We start from the raw sequence: 19042 nt of genomic DNA, 5'->3' as shown, positions 1-19042 counted from the left end.
GTCTTCTGTTCTATTTGCTGTAGTATTTCCTCCATAAGTATTCATATCTTCTAGCAAATACATGAATTTCTTTTAATTCTTCAGGTTTTATTTCCCTTACTACCTTTCCAGGGGTACCTACGACCAATGAATTTACCGGAATCACCATGTTCTGGGTGATAACAGTTCCCGCCCCTATCATGCAATTATCACCTACTAGGGCACCATTTAAAACTACTGCATTCATACCTACTAAGCAGTAATTCCCTATCGTACAGCCATGAAGAACAGCCCCATGAGCTATACTTGTATAGTCGCCCACTTCTACAGGGTGCTTCATGCCCACATGAAGTACAGCATTGTCCTGAACATTAGAATGATCTCCAATTGTAATATAATTAATATCTCCTCGAACTACTGCATTATACCAAATGCTGCTACCAAAACCCAGCTTCACCCTGCCAATGGCTACCCCTGTTTCAGCAATATAGCTCTCATGGTCTAGATCAGGTTTAGACTGTCTAAATTCATTTATCATTGCATGAGCCTCCTGTGGCACTTTCATCCATTAAAAACTGGCTAATGTCAGAAAGATAATTCGATATAGAAACATCTGGTAGAGAGTTTAAAAAAAACTTGCCATAAGTATTGAGCTTTATTCTTGTATCTAAAACAACCACAATCCCTTTGTCACTTCTGGTTCTTATCAACCTTCCAAAGCCCTGTTTAAATTTAATTACTGCCTTAGGAACTGAATATTCCAGAAAATCGTTTCTTCCTAGTGATTTTATTTTCTTCATTCTCGCGGCTTCTAATGGATGACTAGGAACTGCAAATGGAAGCTTTGTAACAATCACGCAAGATAGCTTTTCCCCTGGGACATCCATTCCTTCCCAGAAGCTACTTGTGCCAAACAACACAGGATTATCGACCTTTTTAAACTGCTCAAGCAGCCGAAAAGGGGATATACCCCTACCCTGTGCCATTGGGGTTAACCCTTCTTCCTCAAACCATTCATGCATTTTATCATAGCAGTAATTCAAGGCACTATACGATGTAAAAAGCACAAAGGCCCTACCCATTGTTTGGGACAGTATCCTTTTGCAGCACTGAACAATGTATTCATTATAATCTGGACTTCTAGGATTTAAACCCTTTCTAGGTATTAACAGGAGGCATTGCTTATTAAAATCAAAGGGCGAATCACATATCTTATAACAATATTTATTAACGCCAAGCCTTTCTGCCATATATGCAAAGCTTCCTTCTGTGGCTAGAGTAGCAGATGTAAATAATGCCTTTGAGTCACTAAAAAGCTCCATCTCCAAAATACTTGCTGGTTCAATGGGACAAGATTTTATTCTAGCAAAACCACTTTCATCCTTTTCAATCCAGTAAACAAATTCACTTGAATCTGCAGAAGTCAAAAATTCCAAGTCCGCCAAAAGTTGATTACCCGCAGCCACCAAGTTTTCTCTTTCACCTTCTGCTTCATAAGTAAGCCCTAATATATCTCCTACTTCTGGAGCACTAAGATATTTGATTAGACCGCTAATTTTTTCCCTTAGTCCATTTTCCTTTACATGCTCAGATTGGTATGGAAAAGTATTTGCTCCCATCATAAGATTCCCAGTTTCATTAAAAAATTTGTTACTTTCTTCCTCTAAAGCTTTACGTAACTTTTTAACATCTTCATAAAAGCTTTCATGCAGTCTGATAGCTTGTCCAAAATTAGAATAGGGATTGACAATCATCTGTGAATAATTTCGAATTTTAAATCCATTGATTTCAATTGCAAAGGATTCCGCAATAACATCCTCAATGTGATGTGCCTCATCAAATATAACTTTAGCATAATCCGGCATCAATGGGTTACCGGAGGTTCTAAGCGCTAAATCTGCAAAAAATAAGGCATGATTAACTATTAAGATATGGGCGTTTGCCTGTGCTTCTCTGGCAGTATTAACAAAGCACTGCTTTTTCCAGGGGCATCTATATTTCAAGCAGTTAAATCTCTGACTACATATATCCTCCCAAATCAAATCAGTGGCACATTCAAGATAATCCTTTTCACCTATATCCTTCTCAACATATGCATTAATTTGACTAAGCTGTTCTTTCTTAAGGTCATTTATATCATCATCCCAAAATTTTACTTGATTTGAGGAAGCTGTCTCTTGAGTATTGTTTAGTGCGTTATTGTAGCGCCTAAGACATATATAATTACTTCGTCCCTTGACCATAGCAACCCTTAAGGGGCCAATGGATTTGAATAACTCTTCTACCAAAGGTAAATCTTTTTCAATTAGCTGATTTTGAAGAGCTTTTGAGAAAGTAGCAACCACAACCGTTTGGCTGTTTTCTATGGACCAATGGGCAGCAGGAATCAAATAAGCCAAAGATTTACCTACACCAGTTCCTGCTTCGATAAAGTAGTTGTCTTGGGAAGCAAGATATTTCTCCACTTCAATTCCCATCGCAAGTTGCCCTTCCCGAATTTCAAAATCAGGACGGTGTTTTAATAATTCTTCCTTAAAATAATTACTGATTATGTCCATCTCATTCCTACTCCCGTAAAAAAACTTACTCTCAGTATCATTCTGATTTCTGACTTCTGACTTCAGACTTCTGACTTGTTGTACAATTATTAAACAATCCCCATAATAGTTTGACTAATACTTACAGAATGAAGATTTATTCTCAACAAGTCATTAACCATATCCAAATAGGTAGAACTACTATCCAAACTCTTTCCTTCAATTGAGGCCATTCTAGAAAAATGGTTAAATCGTAGCGTTTTCTCCAACTTCGAAATTTCTGGTTGCCCCTTTATAACCTCAGCAGCCAATTCATAATTGTCCTCTGAAAATGCCTCTAATGACTTATAATAATTCTCTTTTATTTTAACAAACATGGTGTTAAAATCCTCTGTATCATCTACTGGAAAATGTGCCCCTTCATCTACTACTTTTTGATAACCTTTTGAAAGGCTTAGAACTATGTCCCCTATATGCTCTAAATCATTTATAATATATAAGTATTTTACCTGAAGTTGTGACTGCTCCTCATGTAAATCCCTTTCTGCAATGGTGGTAATATATTTTGAAATAGCCATATAAAGGCTATCCACTTGGTGTTCTCTTATAACAAATTCTCTTAAATAACTTTCATCTTTTGTTTTGATATAAAAATTCACTTTTGCAAGCATCTTATGACCTACTAAATTACCCATACCTATTATCTCATTCTTGGCTTGCCAGAGAGCAAGGTCAGGTACATCCAATACACTTTCATCAATAAATTTCGTAAGCTTTTGTTTATGCTCCATTTCTTCTTCTCTTTCAGGGACAAGCTTATATATTAATAAGCTAAACCAGTTAATAACAGGGAAAAAGAGTAAAGTTATTATTATATTGAAAAAGGTATGGGCGTTTGCAATTTGTCTTGAAATATCTTTACTTGAAACAAGCACTACGTCAACCAGGGGTGTAAGAAATGGAATTATTGCAAGTACTCCTATTACTTTAAAAATGAGGTTTGCTAGGGCAGCCCTTTTAGCTTCTCTAGTAGAAGCTAGGCTAGAAAGAAGAGCTGTAGCTGTTGTTCCTATATTTGCACCAAATATAATTGGCATTGAAGCTCCAATAGAAATAACTCCTCCCATTGCTAAAGACATAGCTATGGCTAGAGTAGCGGCACTACTTTGAACGATAGCAGTAAATGCCGTTGCTACAAGTAAAAGCAAAAATGGCCTATTTACCAATTCAGCCATTAAATTAGTAAAGGCTAGATTATCCTTTAGTGGACTAATGGCAGTTGTTATAACTCCCATTCCATAAAAGATTAGCCCGAAACCCAAGAGTATCTGTCCTATATAACGAACTTTTTTCTTATTAGAAAAAACAAAAACACCTGCCCCTAAAGCCACCAGTAGCAGAGCATAGTCAGTTACTCTAAAGGCTATTAACTGTACTGTAAACGTTGTCCCTATTGCAGATCCCATTATAACCCCAATAGCATTAGGAAAAGTCATCAAACCAGCACTTACAAAACCAACTATAAGTACTGTTGCTGCACTACTCCCTTGCAACAAGAAAGTAATAATAATCCCTGCTAGAACTCCTCTAGCTGGAGTTTTGGTTATCTTGGAAAACATATCCTTTACTTTACTTGCTGAATATTTCTGTAAGGCTTCAGTAGCCAGATTCATCCCATAAAGAAATAAACCAAGACCACCCAATAAGCCTATTATAATAAAAACCGTTTCCATAATTGGTCCCTTCTAGTCAAACAAATTCTTTTTTCCAGTTACCATATAGTTTACCATTTCAGCAATGTTTTCTGCATGATCTCCTATGCGTTCTAAATCTCTTGCAATTAAAAGAAATTGACAGGATTGTTCTATATAGGTTACATCTTTTTTCATATACTCAACAAGCTCCTCCAGAAGATAAACATACATTTTATCAATTGTTTCTTCCATTTTACATGTTTCTTCCGCCAGAGAAGTATCCTGAGTCTTATAGGCTTTAAGTGCTTTGGAAATCATTTCTATAGCTAATCTGGCCATCTTGGGTATATCTATTAATGGTTTAAAATAGTCCCCCATTTTATCAAGTCTAACTACAGCTTCCCCAAGGTTTACACCCAAATCTCCAACTCTTTCTAGTTCTTTAATAATTCTCATAAAGGCAGCTAGTTTTCTTAGATCTTTTGGCATAGGTTGTTGTAAAGAAATTAGTTCAAGAGCCTGCATCTCTATTTTATCATTAAACTTGTCTATGCTTTCTTCTAGTTCATTAATATGGGATAGTTTAGAAGGATCTTTTTTTAAAAGAGATTCTAGGGCTTCTTCTAATAACTTTTCAACATTTGAACCCATCTCAATTACCTGATCCCACAGTTTATTTAGTGACTGATCATAAAAATTAATCCGTTTCAAAGTTAACCCTCACCACCTAGTTTTGACTTTTCTTTTTAACTGACTAACTTGGCGTAAGTCTCCCATCTTCTAGCTTTGCACTGGTATAAGTAAAATTTTATTCTAAAATTAACTTATACTGGCGTAAGTGAGAGTACAACGCCAACTAAGTCATTCATTCGTAGCTCTAAAATTCAGTAGGAGTAGAATCTCCCCCTGAATTAAGATCTTACTTCAATTCTTTATTTTAGTATATTATTATATCACCTAACTCATAACATTTTAAGCCTAACTTTAAAAAATACCTCCTACTAAGAGCAGGAGGTATTTCCTTTACGATTGTTCCACGCATTTTGACTATATTTAGTTTCTTTTAGCTCTTGAGCATTTGCCTTTTCTTCTTTACTTAAATCATCCCATGCAACCTTTATATTAAAAGTCTGGCTAAAACCTTGAACTAAAGCTTCAACTAGCTTTTTGTAATCAACTTCTTTCTGTGTTATTTCTTCAAGAGAAACAGCTTTTTGTTGAAAGTTTTTCTTTAATCTTTCTTTTACCTGAGCATTGGAAATTCTTAAAAGTTGAAAAAGCAATTCCACATCTAAAGAGAATGGTAAAGAACCGTGCTGCAGGAGAAACCCTTGTTTTCTTGTTTGGGCGCTACCAACTAGCTTTCTTCCATTCCAGACAATCTCATGCCAAGATGGCGCATCAAAACAAGCAGCTGAGCCTTTTTCTTTGCTTGGCCTTGCCATCATCTCTACTTCTACCCCATAAATATTTAAACCATTTACAAGTGCCTGGCTTATCTTCAAATAAGATTCAATTATACTTCCAGAGACTTGTTTTTCTTTTTCATTAGCAGTTAGGCTATAGGTCAACTCATTGTCATGAAGAATTGCCCTGCCACCTGTTAACCTGCGAACCACTTGAATACCTTTTTTTTTGCATATCTCTGTTTCTATTTCTTTATCCATGTCTTGAAAGTAGCCTAGGGTTACAGTTGCTGGCTGCCACCTATAAAAGCGTATTGTAGGAGGAGATTTACCTTCAATAACACTACTAAGCAAAACCTCATCGACAGCCATATTATAAAAACCGTCATTATAGTTAGAATCTATGAGTCTCCAGGTCTCTACCAATCTTACTCATCTCTTTTCCAACGAATAACAGGGTTTCTAGCTGCTGATACTTCATCTAATCTACGAACTAGTGTGTCATGAGGAGCATTTATCACAACCTCTTTATTGTCAAATGCTTCTTGATGGATTTTTTCCATGATTTCTATGAACTCATCTAGAGTTTCTCTGCTTTCAGTTTCAGTTGGCTCTATCATTAAAGCTTCTTCCACAATTAATGGGAAGTAGACTGTTGGTGGATGATACCCAAAGTCCAACAACCTTTTAGCTATATCTAATGTGTGAACCCCTTGAGACTTAAGTGTCTTTGAGTTAATTACGAATTCATGCTTACAAGTCTTATCATATGGAAGATAATAGGTCTTTTTAAGATTTTCCATCATATAATTAGCGTTTAAGACAGCAGCTTCACTTGCTTCTTTAAGTCCACTACTCCCTAATGCTTTGATATAGCAATACGCTCGCACCAATACTAGGAAGTTCCCATAAAATCCCTTAACTTTACCAATGGTGTTAGAAATATCATTCTTCAAATAATAGGTGCCATCATCTCTTTTATCTACTGTAGGAACAGGCAGAAATTCTTCCAAGTGTTGTTTTACACCTATTGGGCCAGAACCAGGTCCACCTCCGCCATGTGGAGTAGAAAAGGTTTTATGAAGATTTAAATGAACCACATCAAATCCCATATCACCTGGTCTTGCATAACCCATAATTGCGTTCATATTAGCACCGTCATAATAGAGTAGTCCTCCGGCTTTGTGGACCATTTCAGCAATTTCAAGTATTTGACTATCGAAAAGTCCGAGTGTATTTGGATTAGTGAGCATCAAAGCTGCAGTTGAATCATCTAAGACCTTTTCTAAAGCAGCTAAGTCTACTCCTCCCTCAGAGTTTGACGGTACTTCTACTGTCTGATATCCTGCCATGGCTGCAGTAGCTGGGTTAGTCCCATGAGCCGAATCTGGCACGATAACTTTATTTCTTTTAGTGTCCCCTCGTTTTTCATGATAAGCCTTGATAGTCATTATACCAGCTAATTCACCGTGGGCACCTGCAGCAGGTTGCAAACTAATTCTGTTCATTCCAGTAATACTTGCTAGATCTTGTTCAAGGGTATACATCAATTCCAATGCACCTTGAACCATTTCCTCAGGCTGATATGGGTGTAACCTAGTAAAACCATTTAATCTACAAAGCTCTTCATTTACCTTAGGGTTATACTTCATAGTACAGGATCCAAGGGGATAAAACCCTGAATCAACTCCATGATTATAGCTAGAAAGCTTTGTAAAATGTCTAACTACATCGATTTCAGCAACCTCAGGAAATTCTGCTTTTTCCTCGCGTAGATACTCTTGCGGAACAAGCTCTGCTAACGGTTGAGTAGGAACGTCACATGGAGGTAAATAACAACCCCTTCTGCCTTTTTTACTCTTTTCGAATATTACAGGCTCTCTCATACTACACCCTCCAATCTTTCTGCTAGGAGATCTATTTCATCTTTAGTTTTAAGTTCTGTGACACATACTAATAGGTGATTAGCCATAGAAGCATCAAATTTGCCAAGATCTACCCCAGGAAGGATACCCTGTTTAGATAAAGAAGCGATAACTGTTGCTGCTGGGACTGGTGTTTTCACTACAAACTCATTAAAAAATGGCTTTTCTGGATAGACTGCTTCTACACCTTTTATTGCTGTTAGCTTTTTATAGGCATAATGTGCTTTTTGAAGATTTGTTTCTGCCATTTCTACTAAGCCTTCCTTACCTATTGCACACATTGCCATGGTTGCAGCAAGGGCACATAAGGCCTGATTTGAACAAATATTTGAAGAAGCCTTTTCCCTTCTAATATGCTGTTCCCTAGCCTGCAAGGTTAATACAAACCCAATCTTTCCATCAACATCCTTTGTTTTACCAACTATTCTTCCTGGTAGTCTACGAATAAGTTTACCAGCTGTTGCTATAAAACCTAAGTGAGGACCTCCAAAAGCGACAGGGTTACCAAAGGACTGTCCTTCGCCAGCCACAATATCAGCTCCTAGTTCACCTGGTGTTTTCAGTACTCCCAAAGCTACAGGTTCAGTATTTACCACAACTAATAGGGCTTTTTGGGCATGGGCTATCTTTGCTATTTTCTGCAAATCCTCTACACAGCCACATATATTTGGATATTGTACTATTATACAAGCGACATCTTTGGTAAGATTCTTTTCAACTTCCTCAATTGAAGTAGTTCCATTCTCAACTTCTACTCCTAGAACTTCAAGATCCTGTACCCAACCGTAAGTTTTTATGGTTTGTACATACTCTGGATGTAATCCCTTGGAATACAATACTTTGGTACGCCTTGTAGCTGATACTGCCATACTTGCGGCCTCTGCCGTAGCATTTGCCCCATCATACACGCTAGCATTCGTACCATCCATCCCCGTCAACTCACAAATTAGACTCTGATATTCAAATATAGCCTGAAGTGTACCTTGGCTGATCTCTGGTTGGTATGGGGTATAAGCTGTATAGAATTCTGACCTTAAAAGCAGTTGATCAACAAAGCTTGGGATGTAGTGTTCATAAGTTCCTGCTCCCAAAAAGCTTATTAAGTCATCTAAAGTCTCATTTCGTGCAGCAATTTTTCCTACATGTTTTTTAAGCTCATGCTCTGACATTCCATTACCAACGTCAAGATTGGCCTTCTTTCTTATTTCTTCTGGAATATCCTGAAATAACTCTTCAATTTTCTCATATCCAATACTTGCTAACATTTCTTTTTTATCTTCAGAGGTATTAGGACTATATCTCATTTACTCTTCCTCCTTGAGAAACTCCTGATATTCCTCGGATGACATTAAGCTATCTAAAACGGATATATCTTCTACCTCCATTTTAATAATCCAACCTTCTCCATATGGTTCGTTGTTTATTAATTCTGGGGAATCTTCTAGAGTTTCGTTAATTGCTGTTACCGTACCCTTAACAGGTGTATAGCAATCTGAAACTGCTTTTACAGATTCTATGTTTGCAAATGATTCTCCATCCTCGAAAGCATCACCAACTCCAGGTAATTCTACAAATACTACATCACCCATTGCTTCTTGGGCGTGAAACGTAATACCTAGAGTAACCTCATTTCCATCTACTTTTACCCACTCGTGGTCTTTTGAATACTTTAATTCTACTGGATACATTAAAATTACCTCCTTTTATAAAATGGTGTGGCAATTGTAATTGCCTTTTTCTTTTTCCCTCTAATATCAATTAATAATTCTTTACCAATAGTTGCATGTTCTACATCTATCAAAGCATTGGCCAAATTCTTATTAAGATAAGGCCCTGGTGAACCTGTTGTTACAAATCCAACTTCCTTATCCTCAACATATACCTTGTAATCTGACCTTGCTATACCTCTATCAACCATTTCAAAACCAACTAGCTTACGACGAACACCCTCTGCTTTTTGCTTTCTTAAAGCTTCTATTCCTATAAAATAGTCCTTATCAAGCACAACAAATTTACCCAGTTTAGCTTCAAGTGGGGATATGTCTTCTCCTAACTCATGACCATATAAGGGCATTCCTGCTTCAAAACGTAGCGTGTCCCTGGCTCCAAGCCCAATAGGGACAACATTCCCCTTACCAATTTCAAGTATTTTTTCCCAAAGTTCTACTGCATACTCTGACCCCATATATATTTCATATCCATCTTCGCCTGTATAGCCTGTACGAGAAATCAAGCATTCAATACCATTTACCTTACCATATTCCCAACCATAATATTTTATTCTACTTAACTCTATGTCAGTTATCTGCTGTAAAATTTCTAATGCTAGTGGTCCTTGTAAGGCCAATTGGGCTGTAGCATCTGATTTATCATCAATTGAAATATTTCCTTCCTTATTGTCAAACAACCACTTCACATCTTTTTCCTTATTACCTGCATTTACTACTAACAGGTACTGATCTTGATCCATCATATAAACTAGTAAATCATCCACCGTGCCACCTTTTTCATTACAAAAGATAGCGTATTGTATTTGCCCCTTATCTATTTTAGATACATCATTGGTAACCATTTTTTGAACAAACTTTAAAGCATCCTTACCTGTTATCCAGACTTCACCCATATGACTCACATCGAAAAGCCCAGCTTTTGTTCTAACTGCCATATGCTCCTCAATAATACCCTGATACTGTACTGGCATATGCCAACCACCAAAGTCTACCATCTTAGCCCCTAGTTTTTGATGAGCTTCGTTTAAAGGGGTCATTTTTAATTCCACTTTGTAAACCTCCCTTTTCTTTTATTATTATTGTAATTATTTCTACTTTCTAACCACCCCCTTCAATGCCTGCCTTTTTCTACGTGCATTACAAGCTGGTCAAAGTTTTAAACGAACTCTTTTGAAAGTATGCAATATTTAGATTACCATTACTCCTTGGTCAACAAAAAAAAGACAACATGAATAAAATGCTGTCTTCCCTGTCCTTGTAACCTGAGAGATTAGCCGGTTATTATACCGGTTTCCCCTTTGGTGTTTTCTTTTTCAAGAAAACTCTCCAGAGATGTGTCCTTCAAACGGTTCTTTTGCCTGAAAGTTTCAGCAATCCATTAGCAATAAACTGCCTTTCTTCTTCGGCGCCTAAATAGGTCTCTCCCGTTTAAAGTCATTCACCTTTATTTACTTATTATTCAAAATACCTGTAGCAACTTCAACTGCTTGTTGAGCACTAGATCCATATGCATCAGCACCAACAGCTCCAGCATAGTCTCTCGTAAGGGGTGCCCCTCCGACCATTATCCTAATAGTATCCCTTAAACCTTCTTTTTTCAAGAGCTTAATTGTCTCTGGAATTACAGGCATTGTCGTAGTCAATAAAGCCGATACGGCAAGAATGTCAGGTTTTTGGTTTTTGACTTCATAAACAAACTCTTCTGGAGAAACATCTATTCCTAAATCAATTACCTCAAACCCTTTACCCCTTAACATCATAACTACTAAGTTCTTACCTATATCATGTAAGTCACCTGCAACTGTGCCTATTAATATTTTACCAGGAACATGCATTCCAGGTAAAGAAATATATGGTTTTAAAACATATATTCCTGCGTGCATAGCTCTAGATGATATCAATACCTCAGGAATATATACCTTATTATTCTTAAATAAAGAACTAACACTCTCCATTCCTTTTAGTAATCCATAGTTTAAAATATCCATAGGATCATACTTACTCAATAGCAAACCTTCCACAAGAGCTTTAACTCTATTGGCATCTCCGACCAATACTGCATTAAGAATGTCTTCATACTCTTTTGCCACAACACTACCCCCTACTTATAGAGCTTTTCTTTTATATTGGCTGGGAGTAACTCCTTCACTCCTCTTAAATACCTTTGTAAAATAGCTGGGATCTTCAAATCCTATTTCATCTGCAACTTGCATAATATTATATTTAGGATTTTTTAGCAGTTTCTTAGCCTCTTCAATTCTAATTTTAGTTAGGAATTCCATTATGGTGCATCCCAACTCCTGCTTGAAAATTTTACTAAGATAACACGGACTCAAGTATACAGCCTGCGAGATGTCATCAATTGTTAGCTTTGCAATGAAGTTAGCCTTCATGTACTCAGCCGCTTTTTGAATAACCTGAAGATTTTTAATATCATCACCTTCATCTACACTATCAACAAACTTTTGGGTTATCTTTAAAAGCCATAGGCATAAGTCTTCAATATTGTCCAATCGCATCATTTCATCCATGTACCTAGAATTAAGACTTAGTAGGTTTTTTAAGTTTGCTCCACCTTCAACTGCTGCGCGTGACATAACAACCAACAATTCCAATGCACGAGTCTTTATCTCTTGAATATCTCCAGGATATTTTTGCAAAATATCCGCTAGTAGTTCATTTAATACCCTATATGTGCCATCCCAATCACCATTTCTAACCTTAGTAACTAAATCCTGTTCCTTCTCAAGGGCATAAACTCTATTTGATCGAGTTTCTATTTTTTTAAAAGCATCCTCAAGCTGCTTTCTAGCAAACATCTCTTCTCCAAGTCGTGCTTGCTGATCAGCAATTTCTTTGCGCTGCTGTTGTGTAATCATGGTAGTTTTCATCAAATGGTTACCTACCACAAATAATAAATCAGCTGCCCCTTGAACCATCTGGGGTGAAATCACAGCTAAGCTTTTAGTTGCTTCTATTAATTCTGACAAATCAATGCCCAAGCCTGAGCACATTTCTTTAATTTCTTCTAAAAAGTATTCCTCTGGTTCCCACATAAGTACCTGAGCACAAATTATTGCTCCTAAGTGTTTATCTTCCAACATCAAAGGAGCAGCCCACCCTACTAGGCCCGCGTGGCAACGGAATATATAGGGCTCACCATATTTAGCAGCCTCTTTACCTGCTCTTTCGTAAGACCGTTGGCATTTCTCTAATCCTTTTTCTGAGCTTCGGACAACCTGGCATAATTTACAATCTTCAGGAAATTCTGTAGGAACAATACGCCCCTCGCCCTTGACGTCTACTATTATTGCCCTCAGCCCAGTAGCCTTTTTGAAGGAACTTAATATTTTTTGGAGAATTTCATCTCCTATTAAACTTCTTAACTCAATAGAATGCAGCATGGGCAATATCTCCCTCTTTTACTGTTGGCCTTCCATTATAATAGCATTCTATATTTCTTGTTATTTTCCTTCTTTTTATACCATCTTACAAATCATCCTAGTTTCCGAAGCCTAAGGCTGTCATAAATACATCCTGAAAGTCTTTTCTGCTTGATAACTCGATATACTTAATTTTATCAGAAATATAGTCTGCTCTAGCCTTTTCACTATCAGATGCTAACACCATTCTAGCACCAATGCCAGCTGCATTTCCTACCTGTTCAACTTCAAGCTCCTCAGGTAGTAAAGCAATAGTTTTAGCACTTTCAACCTGTATATAGTTACCAAATGCTCCAGCTAATAATACACGGTTAATATCCTTGACCTCAATTCCTAACTCACTTATCAAAATCTTGATACCGGCGTATATGGCACCCTTCGCAAGTTGCAGTTCTCGAACATCCTTTTGTGTTAATACCACATCTTCAAGTGAGTCTTCGCCTTTATAGATTACGAAGTCATATCCATTTCGGCCCTCAACAATTCTATCTTTTAGCGCTTTGGTTAAATTGGGTACTTCATCTGATGGAAGTAATCTTCCTCCCAGATTAATAATCCCTACTTTTATAAGTTCTGCCACAGCATCTACAAGGCCGGAACCACAAATGCCAATAGGTTTTTTATTACCAATAACATCTATATACACATCGTCTGTAATTGTTACTTTTTCAATAGCACCATCTGCAGCTCTCATACCTTTTTTAATCTGAGCTCCTTCAAAGGCTGGTCCTGCTGCTGCTGAACAAGCTATAATCCTGTCTTTGTTTCCAAGCATTATCTCTCCATTTGTTCCAATATCTACAGCCAAAAGAATATCTTCACTTTCTTCTATATGAGTAGCCAAAATCACTCCTACTGTATCTGCTCCCACATATCCAGCTACATTTGGGGTAGTATATAAAACTGCCTCTTTATTTACATGGATCCCCATGGTGTATGCATTTAGCTTTAACGAATTCTGAAAAACAGGGGTATAAGGAGCCATAGCAATATTTATTGGGTTTGATCCAATAAGAAGGTGCTGCATAACAGTATTACCAACCGTAACAATACTATATATATTTTCTGGATTTATCTTTGCTGTGTCTATAAGTGAGTTGATAATATTATTCATTGTTTCTACTACTTTATTCTTTAGTACTTCTAAACCGTTTTTATTCTCAGAAACATAAGTAATTCTAGCTATAACGTCAGCCCCATAAGACCTTTGTGCATTTGCCGCTGCATTGGCGGCTGTAACTTCCCCTGTGACAAGGTTTATTAATGTGCCAACAACAGTTGTTGTGCCAATGTCAAAAGCAACACCATAAATTTCCTTTGTGGTATCTCCTTTTTCAATATCAATAATCTTTTTGCCGTAACTAGTTACGGTAACATTAAATTTTGAATCACGTATCATTTTTGGTGCTTTTTCTAAAACTTGTAAAGTTATTTCATAATCATCTTCTCCTAATTCTGCTATAATTCTATTAATATCTGACTTTTGATCCTCAAGAGAAGGTTTTGGCATAGTAATATTTGTTTTCTTAAACTGTGTGTCAACTTGATAGTGGTCCTTACCACTTAAATGAGTCTTTCTGTCGCCTTCCTCAGCTTTAGCAGGAATGGAAATAGTCATGTCCTCTTCAATAGGAATAAGGCAGGCTAATCTCCAGCCTGCCTCTTTTTCTTCTTTTGAGAGTTTCTTGCCTGCGTCTTTGGCTAAAGCCTTTTTGCCTTCTAAGACTCTTACCTTACACTTACCACAGGTTCCTTTTCCACCACAGGTACCTTCGATATCAATACCTGCTTGAGTTAACGCTGAGTGAAGGGATTTTTCCTCTGTTACCTCTATCTTCCTGTTCGTTGGAAGCACAGTAATCTGGAATGATTTCATAATACCCTCCGTTATTGTGATATTTTAGTCTTCGTATAAACCATTTCTGTGAGCAGTGAGATATTTTCCACAGAAAGGATCTTGACCCAATGTTGCAGAAGCTGAGTAAATAAAGCCCATCATCTTCTTATCAATTGGATTAAGAATATAAGCATCCATACCCATGGTCATAGTTTGAATCATAAAAGTTTGGTTCAATATTTTTCTGTTAGGAAGACCATATGAAATATTACTTAGGCCACAAATAGCATGCACTTTTGGATAGTTTTCTCTGATGTATCTAACAGTATCGAGAACTTCCAGACCAGCTTTATCGCCTGTACTTACAGGTTTTACTAGAGGATCAAGGTAAATATCATCTTCTGCTATTCCGTTAGCAGTAAGATCTTTAATTAATTTGTCAACAATTACTATTCTGTCCTCAGCTGTTTCTGGCATTCCGGAATCATCCATACATAAAGCAACTACTTTTGCATTATATTTTTGAATTAAAGGTAGTATTATTTCAAATCTCTCTTTTTCTGCAGTAATGGAGTTAACCATTGGCTTTTTAGTCTTAGTTAAAGCTAACCCAACTTCTAGCGCTTTTGGATTTGGACTATCAATACATAAAGGAACTTCAACTGCTTCTTGAACTGTTTTAACCAGCCATTCCATAACTTCTGGCTCATTAAATACTTGAGTCCCACAGTTTACATCAACGTAGTTTGCTCCAGCTTCAACTTGCTCTTTAGCAATCTTTTGAATATAAGCTGCATCTCTATTCTCAACTGCAGGCTTGATATCCTTTCTACTAGTGTTAATTAATTCGCCTACTATTAACATATTTATTACCTCCAACAAATTCTTTTTATTAAAGAACCAACGGGATTTCTCCCATTGGTCTTTGATTATTAAGCTTGTAGCTTGTCACAAAGTTCAGTTGCGGAAGCAGCATCAGGTGCATATCCATCAGCGCCGATTTCATCTGAAAATTCTTGAGAAACTGGAGCTCCGCCGATTAAGCACTTAACTTTGTCTCTTAAGCCTTCTTCTTTTAATAATTCAATTGTATCTTTCATAGCCAACATAGTAGTTGTTAAAAGTGCAGACATAGCTACATATCTAGGATTGTGTTCCTTAACAGCTTCAACAAATTTTTCTGGAGGAACGTCTACTCCTAAGTTAACTACATTGTATCCAGCACTTTCCATTAACATACCAACCAAGTTTTTACCAATGTCATGAAGGTCACCCTTAACAGTTCCTATAACAACTTTACCTTTAGTAGGTACATCAGCATCAGCAATAAGTGGCTTAACGATATCCATCCCACCATGCATAGATCTTGCTGCCATTAAAACTTCAGGAACAAACATGTCCCCAGCCTTAAATCTTGTTCCAACTACAGTCATACCTGCTACTAAACCCTGGTTAATAATTTCTAATGGATCTCCTCCCTGGTCAACTAAAGCTTTTGTAAGATCCTTAACCTTTGCCTCATTACCAGCAATTACTGCATTTGACAGCTCTTCAAAGTTTGCCATTTACATTTACCTCCTTAAAATTTTGTTCTCTATTTTTTTAAAGTGGGCACATATTAACAAAAATTATGTACCCAAGTAGCCTTTATTGTTTAATTCTTTTTAAAACTTGAATCTCCTCGGTAAAATCCTATTATCTCCTGCAGAATATGATACTTTTTATATTTTCTGTAAACCAAACAGAAATTATTCTGCTAATATGGCTTTTTAAAACCGGGTATTCTTTTTAAGTGAATTGAGAAATCATCTACATTCCTATTATTGTCAAATATTTTTATGTAATTTAGTATGTCTTTATTATTATTCTCTTTATTCCATTTCCTCTCTATTTCATTATCCTTCACTTCATCCTGATCTGATATATTATTTGGCCTAGTGGAATCTTTAGATTCCTTAGGAGCTTCAGTTTCCATAGTAGCTTCGGTTACCATAGGAGATTCAGTCATAGTAGATTCAGTTTCCATAGTAGCTTCCTTAGAAACTCTAGATTCCTTAGATCCCTGCTGTGAATTATTATCTTTATGACCTCTACCTGGCTCGTTCCTAGATGAATTATTATTGTTAATTCGCTCTTCCTTCGTAGACTCTTTCATATCCGGTTTTTCATTAATGTCTTCCTCATGAGGATCTTCATTGAATTCATCCATGACAAGCTCTTGATCTTTTTGGTCTTTTTGGTCTTTTTGGTCTTTTTGATTTTTTTGGTTTTTTTGGTCCTTAATATTAGATTTTGTCTTCTTTTCATTGATTATTCTAACTAGATCTCTTACATCAATTTCCAACAATTCCTCTTGGGTTTCGGCCACAACAATGCCTTCTTCTTCAATTTTCTTGATCATTATGTATTTTGCTGGAGGCATTTTTTCTTTTTTAGCTTTTTCCCAGTCTTCTGTGGAACCTCTTTGTACCATTACATCATTTGTCAGCTCATGTTTATCTAAATTAGCAGAAACCCACTTGCCCACTTCTTCTTCATTTAGAGATACCTTTGGACTATTTGAAGTTACGGTTGCTAATATTATTTCAGGATTCTCCACTTGACCTTGTTTCAAAATATTTTGGCTTATCGCTTCATCCATAATTATTTCTACAGCATCTCTTACTTGCATTCCATTTACCTTTAATTTGCTAACAAACTCTTCCCCTGCTTCATCTGTGGACTTTACAGAGATTACATTTAATTTTTTGTCAAGTGCTAACTCTAATCCAGAATTGACCTCTAAAGTCATATGAGCTGCAATAGCCGGATTTGTAATATACATCATTGACCAGCCAATAAAAAATATTAAAATAATACCAGCAACTAGTGGTAAAAAATTCAGCTTTGTGGAAAATTCTATTTCGCTACCAACGTCTGCTTCCTTAGGAAGATTAACTTTCAGGAATTCCCCCTTTTTTGTCAATACTATTGCCTTTTTACCTTGGATATCAGTAATCAAGCCCTTACGCTTCCCCAATGTATTTCACCCCCTTTCCAATTCATCCTTTATGTACTCATATAATAGAATAAATTCTTCTTTATACTTTATAAGAACAGCAGTCGCGGCAATATATTTTCGGCTTCGCTCAATAGTTTTTCTGCTAACATTCAATTCCTGTGTCAGTTTCTTAATCGGCACCATCTTATTTCGCCAAAAATACTCCCACATTTCATCATCACTAACAAGAATGCCTGCAGCTTTAAGACACAAAACTCTTTTCCTTTGATGTTTAGGGCAATATTCAAGTAGATCATTCCAAGTAATATCAAATCTTTGAAGAAGATTACCCAACTGGACTATTTCGTACTTTCTAAGTTCCTCATCTGAATCACTTTGATATATTTTTACTGCTTCGCGAATCTCAGCTGGGCTATATGTATCTTCCTCAATATTGTCGTTAGATATTTCTAATGGTAGATGCCTGTGCCTATTTTCCTTTCGCAAGTAATCTATTACTTTATTTCTAATAACTACTGCGGCATAACTTTTAAATGGAACTTTAGTTTCATGTTTGTAGCTGTCAAGTGCTTGGTTAAATGCAATTAAACAAATACTCATTTCATCATCATGAAAATCAAGCCGTCGTCCGCAAACTCTACTACCTATTCTCCTAATAAACTCTGTATGTGTAAGAAGCAAAGCTTCTCTTTCTATTTCATTTCCATTTTGAGCCTTATGTATTGCACAATTATTATGGGAATTCGAATTCATTAACTTAACACCCTCTATAGATTTGATGCCCTATGATTTCTCCTTTTCTTTGGTATTTACCTGCAAATTGTATTATGAAACTTTTTCCTTTAAGTTTAATACGAGATGAATATTTTTTTTTGGGATAGAATCCCTTCCTTTTTTTTACATTCCTAAAAAGGTATTATTTTTTTCTGCAAGGAAAGAATAATTTTTAGATGGTAAGACCATCACAATAATTAAACTTTTGGAGGTGAAACTTTGAATCCGCAACAAATTCAAAGCAAAGTACAACAATGTCAACAGGAACTAAGCTCAATTAGCTCAATAGCTCGGCAAATTCAGCAATCAGAGCAGCAAAACCAGCAGCAATTACAGCAGCTCTCACAAAAAGAGGGCTCCGTGGCTCAACAGCTACAACAACTGCAGCAGTTGGCTCAGCAAGCATCCCAGGACATTCAACAGGTTGGATCATTGATACAGCAAGTTCCAATGGGACAGCTTTCAATGGGCACTAGTGGACAACAATATACCATGGGATCTGGCCAATCAGGATATACTGGTCAAGCTCACTTTGATCCTCAGAGATTTCAGCAGACTGTACAGCAGTATGAAAATCAGTCTGGCCAAGGTACTCAAGGGTATGGTACGCAAGGCTATAGTATGCAAGGTCAAGGCAGTCAAGCTACTTATAGTCCACAACAGTTCAGGCAGACTGTACAGCAGTATGAAAATCAGTCTGGCCAAGGTACTCAAGG

Annotated in this window: 17 protein-coding genes; 1 reads left to right on the top strand and 16 read right to left on the bottom strand. The window is 36.7% G+C overall.

Annotation, left to right across the window (positions count from 1 at the left end):
* Nucleotides 1-10: 10 nt before the first annotated feature.
* From APF76_15565 to APF76_15490, 16 genes are all read right to left on the bottom strand, one after another.
* Entirely contained in the window at nt 11-517 is a 507-nt protein-coding gene (locus tag APF76_15565) for a gamma carbonic anhydrase family protein (protein KUO50714.1), read from the bottom strand.
* Nucleotides 507-2537, bottom strand: a complete 2031-nt coding sequence (locus APF76_15560) for a hypothetical protein (GenBank protein KUO50713.1) — start codon at nt 2535-2537, stop codon at nt 507-509. The genes APF76_15565 and APF76_15560 overlap by 11 nt, the downstream gene beginning before the upstream one ends.
* A gap of 89 nt (nt 2538-2626) precedes the next feature.
* Nucleotides 2627-4249, bottom strand: coding sequence for a hypothetical protein (locus APF76_15555; protein KUO50712.1), 1623 nt, complete (start codon nt 4247-4249; stop codon nt 2627-2629).
* A 12-nt stretch (nt 4250-4261) separates the two neighbouring features.
* Entirely contained in the window at nt 4262-4921 is a 660-nt protein-coding gene (locus APF76_15550; protein ID KUO50711.1) for a hypothetical protein, read from the bottom strand.
* 290 nt (nt 4922-5211) lie between these two features.
* Entirely contained in the window at nt 5212-6042 is an 831-nt protein-coding gene (locus APF76_15545) for a hypothetical protein (protein ID KUO50710.1), read from the bottom strand.
* Between the two features lie 2 nt (nt 6043-6044).
* Entirely contained in the window at nt 6045-7502 is a 1458-nt protein-coding gene (locus tag APF76_15540) for a glycine dehydrogenase (GenBank protein ID KUO50709.1), read from the bottom strand.
* A complete protein-coding gene (locus APF76_15535; GenBank protein ID KUO50708.1) occupies nt 7499-8845 on the bottom strand; it encodes a glycine dehydrogenase in 1347 nt (448 codons plus the stop codon). The genes APF76_15540 and APF76_15535 overlap by 4 nt, the downstream gene beginning before the upstream one ends.
* On the bottom strand, nt 8846-9229 hold the full coding sequence (locus APF76_15530; GenBank protein KUO50707.1) for a glycine cleavage system protein H: 384 nt from the start codon (nt 9227-9229) through the stop codon (nt 8846-8848).
* Between the two features lie 5 nt (nt 9230-9234).
* Nucleotides 9235-10308 (bottom strand): glycine cleavage system protein T, encoded by a 1074-nt coding sequence (locus tag APF76_15525; GenBank protein ID KUO50767.1) that lies wholly within the window; start codon nt 10306-10308, stop codon nt 9235-9237.
* A 411-nt stretch (nt 10309-10719) separates the two neighbouring features.
* The gene (locus APF76_15520; GenBank protein ID KUO50706.1) at nt 10720-11361 is read right to left on the bottom strand and encodes a methyltransferase; all 642 of its coding nucleotides are present in this window, start codon (nt 11359-11361) and stop codon (nt 10720-10722) included.
* A gap of 15 nt (nt 11362-11376) precedes the next feature.
* On the bottom strand, nt 11377-12675 hold the full coding sequence (locus APF76_15515) for an AraC family transcriptional regulator (GenBank protein KUO50705.1): 1299 nt from the start codon (nt 12673-12675) through the stop codon (nt 11377-11379).
* Between the two features lie 97 nt (nt 12676-12772).
* Nucleotides 12773-14590 carry a hypothetical protein gene (locus tag APF76_15510; GenBank protein ID KUO50704.1) on the bottom strand — a complete coding sequence of 606 codons (1818 nt, stop codon included), beginning with the start codon at nt 14588-14590 and terminating at the stop codon, nt 12773-12775.
* Between the two features lie 24 nt (nt 14591-14614).
* Nucleotides 14615-15415 (bottom strand): methyltetrahydrofolate--corrinoid methyltransferase, encoded by an 801-nt coding sequence (locus tag APF76_15505; protein ID KUO50703.1) that lies wholly within the window; start codon nt 15413-15415, stop codon nt 14615-14617.
* A 68-nt stretch (nt 15416-15483) separates the two neighbouring features.
* A complete protein-coding gene (locus APF76_15500) occupies nt 15484-16116 on the bottom strand; it encodes a methyltransferase (GenBank protein KUO50702.1) in 633 nt (210 codons plus the stop codon).
* Between the two features lie 191 nt (nt 16117-16307).
* On the bottom strand, nt 16308-17570 hold the full coding sequence (locus APF76_15495; GenBank protein ID KUO50701.1) for a hypothetical protein: 1263 nt from the start codon (nt 17568-17570) through the stop codon (nt 16308-16310).
* 6 nt (nt 17571-17576) lie between these two features.
* Nucleotides 17577-18305: a hypothetical protein gene (locus APF76_15490; GenBank protein KUO50700.1), complete on the bottom strand. Its 729-nt coding sequence runs from the start codon at nt 18303-18305 to the stop codon at nt 17577-17579.
* Nucleotides 18306-18545: 240 nt separating this feature from the next.
* On the opposite strand from APF76_15490, the gene APF76_15485 reads away from it, so the two are divergent.
* Nucleotides 18546-19042 (top strand): hypothetical protein (locus APF76_15485; protein ID KUO50699.1); only part of this gene is annotated, 497 nt, incomplete at its 3' end.

Origin of the sequence: Desulfitibacter sp. BRH_c19 (genome assembly GCA_001515945.1) — a bacterium.
In the GTDB taxonomy this organism is placed as follows: Bacteria; Bacillota; DSM-16504; order Desulfitibacterales; family Desulfitibacteraceae; genus Desulfitibacter.
The sequence above is the reverse complement of the archived record's forward strand: the minus strand, read 5'-3'. Positions and strand labels throughout refer to the sequence as shown.

What these genes read in the sequence shown, in the direction of transcription:
- APF76_15565 (KUO50714.1), bottom strand. Translation starts at nt 517, where the DNA reads ATGATAAATGAATTTAGACAGTCTAAACCTGATCTAGACCATGAGAGC.
- APF76_15560 (KUO50713.1), bottom strand. Translation starts at nt 2,537, where the DNA reads ATGGACATAATCAGTAATTATTTTAAGGAAGAATTATTAAAACACCGT.
- APF76_15555 (KUO50712.1), bottom strand. Translation starts at nt 4,249, where the DNA reads ATGGAAACGGTTTTTATTATAATAGGCTTATTGGGTGGTCTTGGTTTA.
- APF76_15540 (KUO50709.1), bottom strand. Translation starts at nt 7,502, where the DNA reads ATGAGAGAGCCTGTAATATTCGAAAAGAGTAAAAAAGGCAGAAGGGGT.
- APF76_15535 (KUO50708.1), bottom strand. Translation starts at nt 8,845, where the DNA reads ATGAGATATAGTCCTAATACCTCTGAAGATAAAAAAGAAATGTTAGCA.
- APF76_15530 (KUO50707.1), bottom strand. Translation starts at nt 9,229, where the DNA reads ATGTATCCAGTAGAATTAAAGTATTCAAAAGACCACGAGTGGGTAAAA.
- APF76_15525 (KUO50767.1), bottom strand. Translation starts at nt 10,308, where the DNA reads ATGACCCCTTTAAACGAAGCTCATCAAAAACTAGGGGCTAAGATGGTA.
- APF76_15515 (KUO50705.1), bottom strand. Translation starts at nt 12,675, where the DNA reads ATGCTGCATTCTATTGAGTTAAGAAGTTTAATAGGAGATGAAATTCTC.
- APF76_15510 (KUO50704.1), bottom strand. Translation starts at nt 14,590, where the DNA reads ATGAAATCATTCCAGATTACTGTGCTTCCAACGAACAGGAAGATAGAG.
- APF76_15505 (KUO50703.1), bottom strand. Translation starts at nt 15,415, where the DNA reads ATGTTAATAGTAGGCGAATTAATTAACACTAGTAGAAAGGATATCAAG.
- APF76_15500 (KUO50702.1), bottom strand. Translation starts at nt 16,116, where the DNA reads ATGGCAAACTTTGAAGAGCTGTCAAATGCAGTAATTGCTGGTAATGAG.
- APF76_15490 (KUO50700.1), bottom strand. Translation starts at nt 18,305, where the DNA reads ATGAATTCGAATTCCCATAATAATTGTGCAATACATAAGGCTCAAAAT.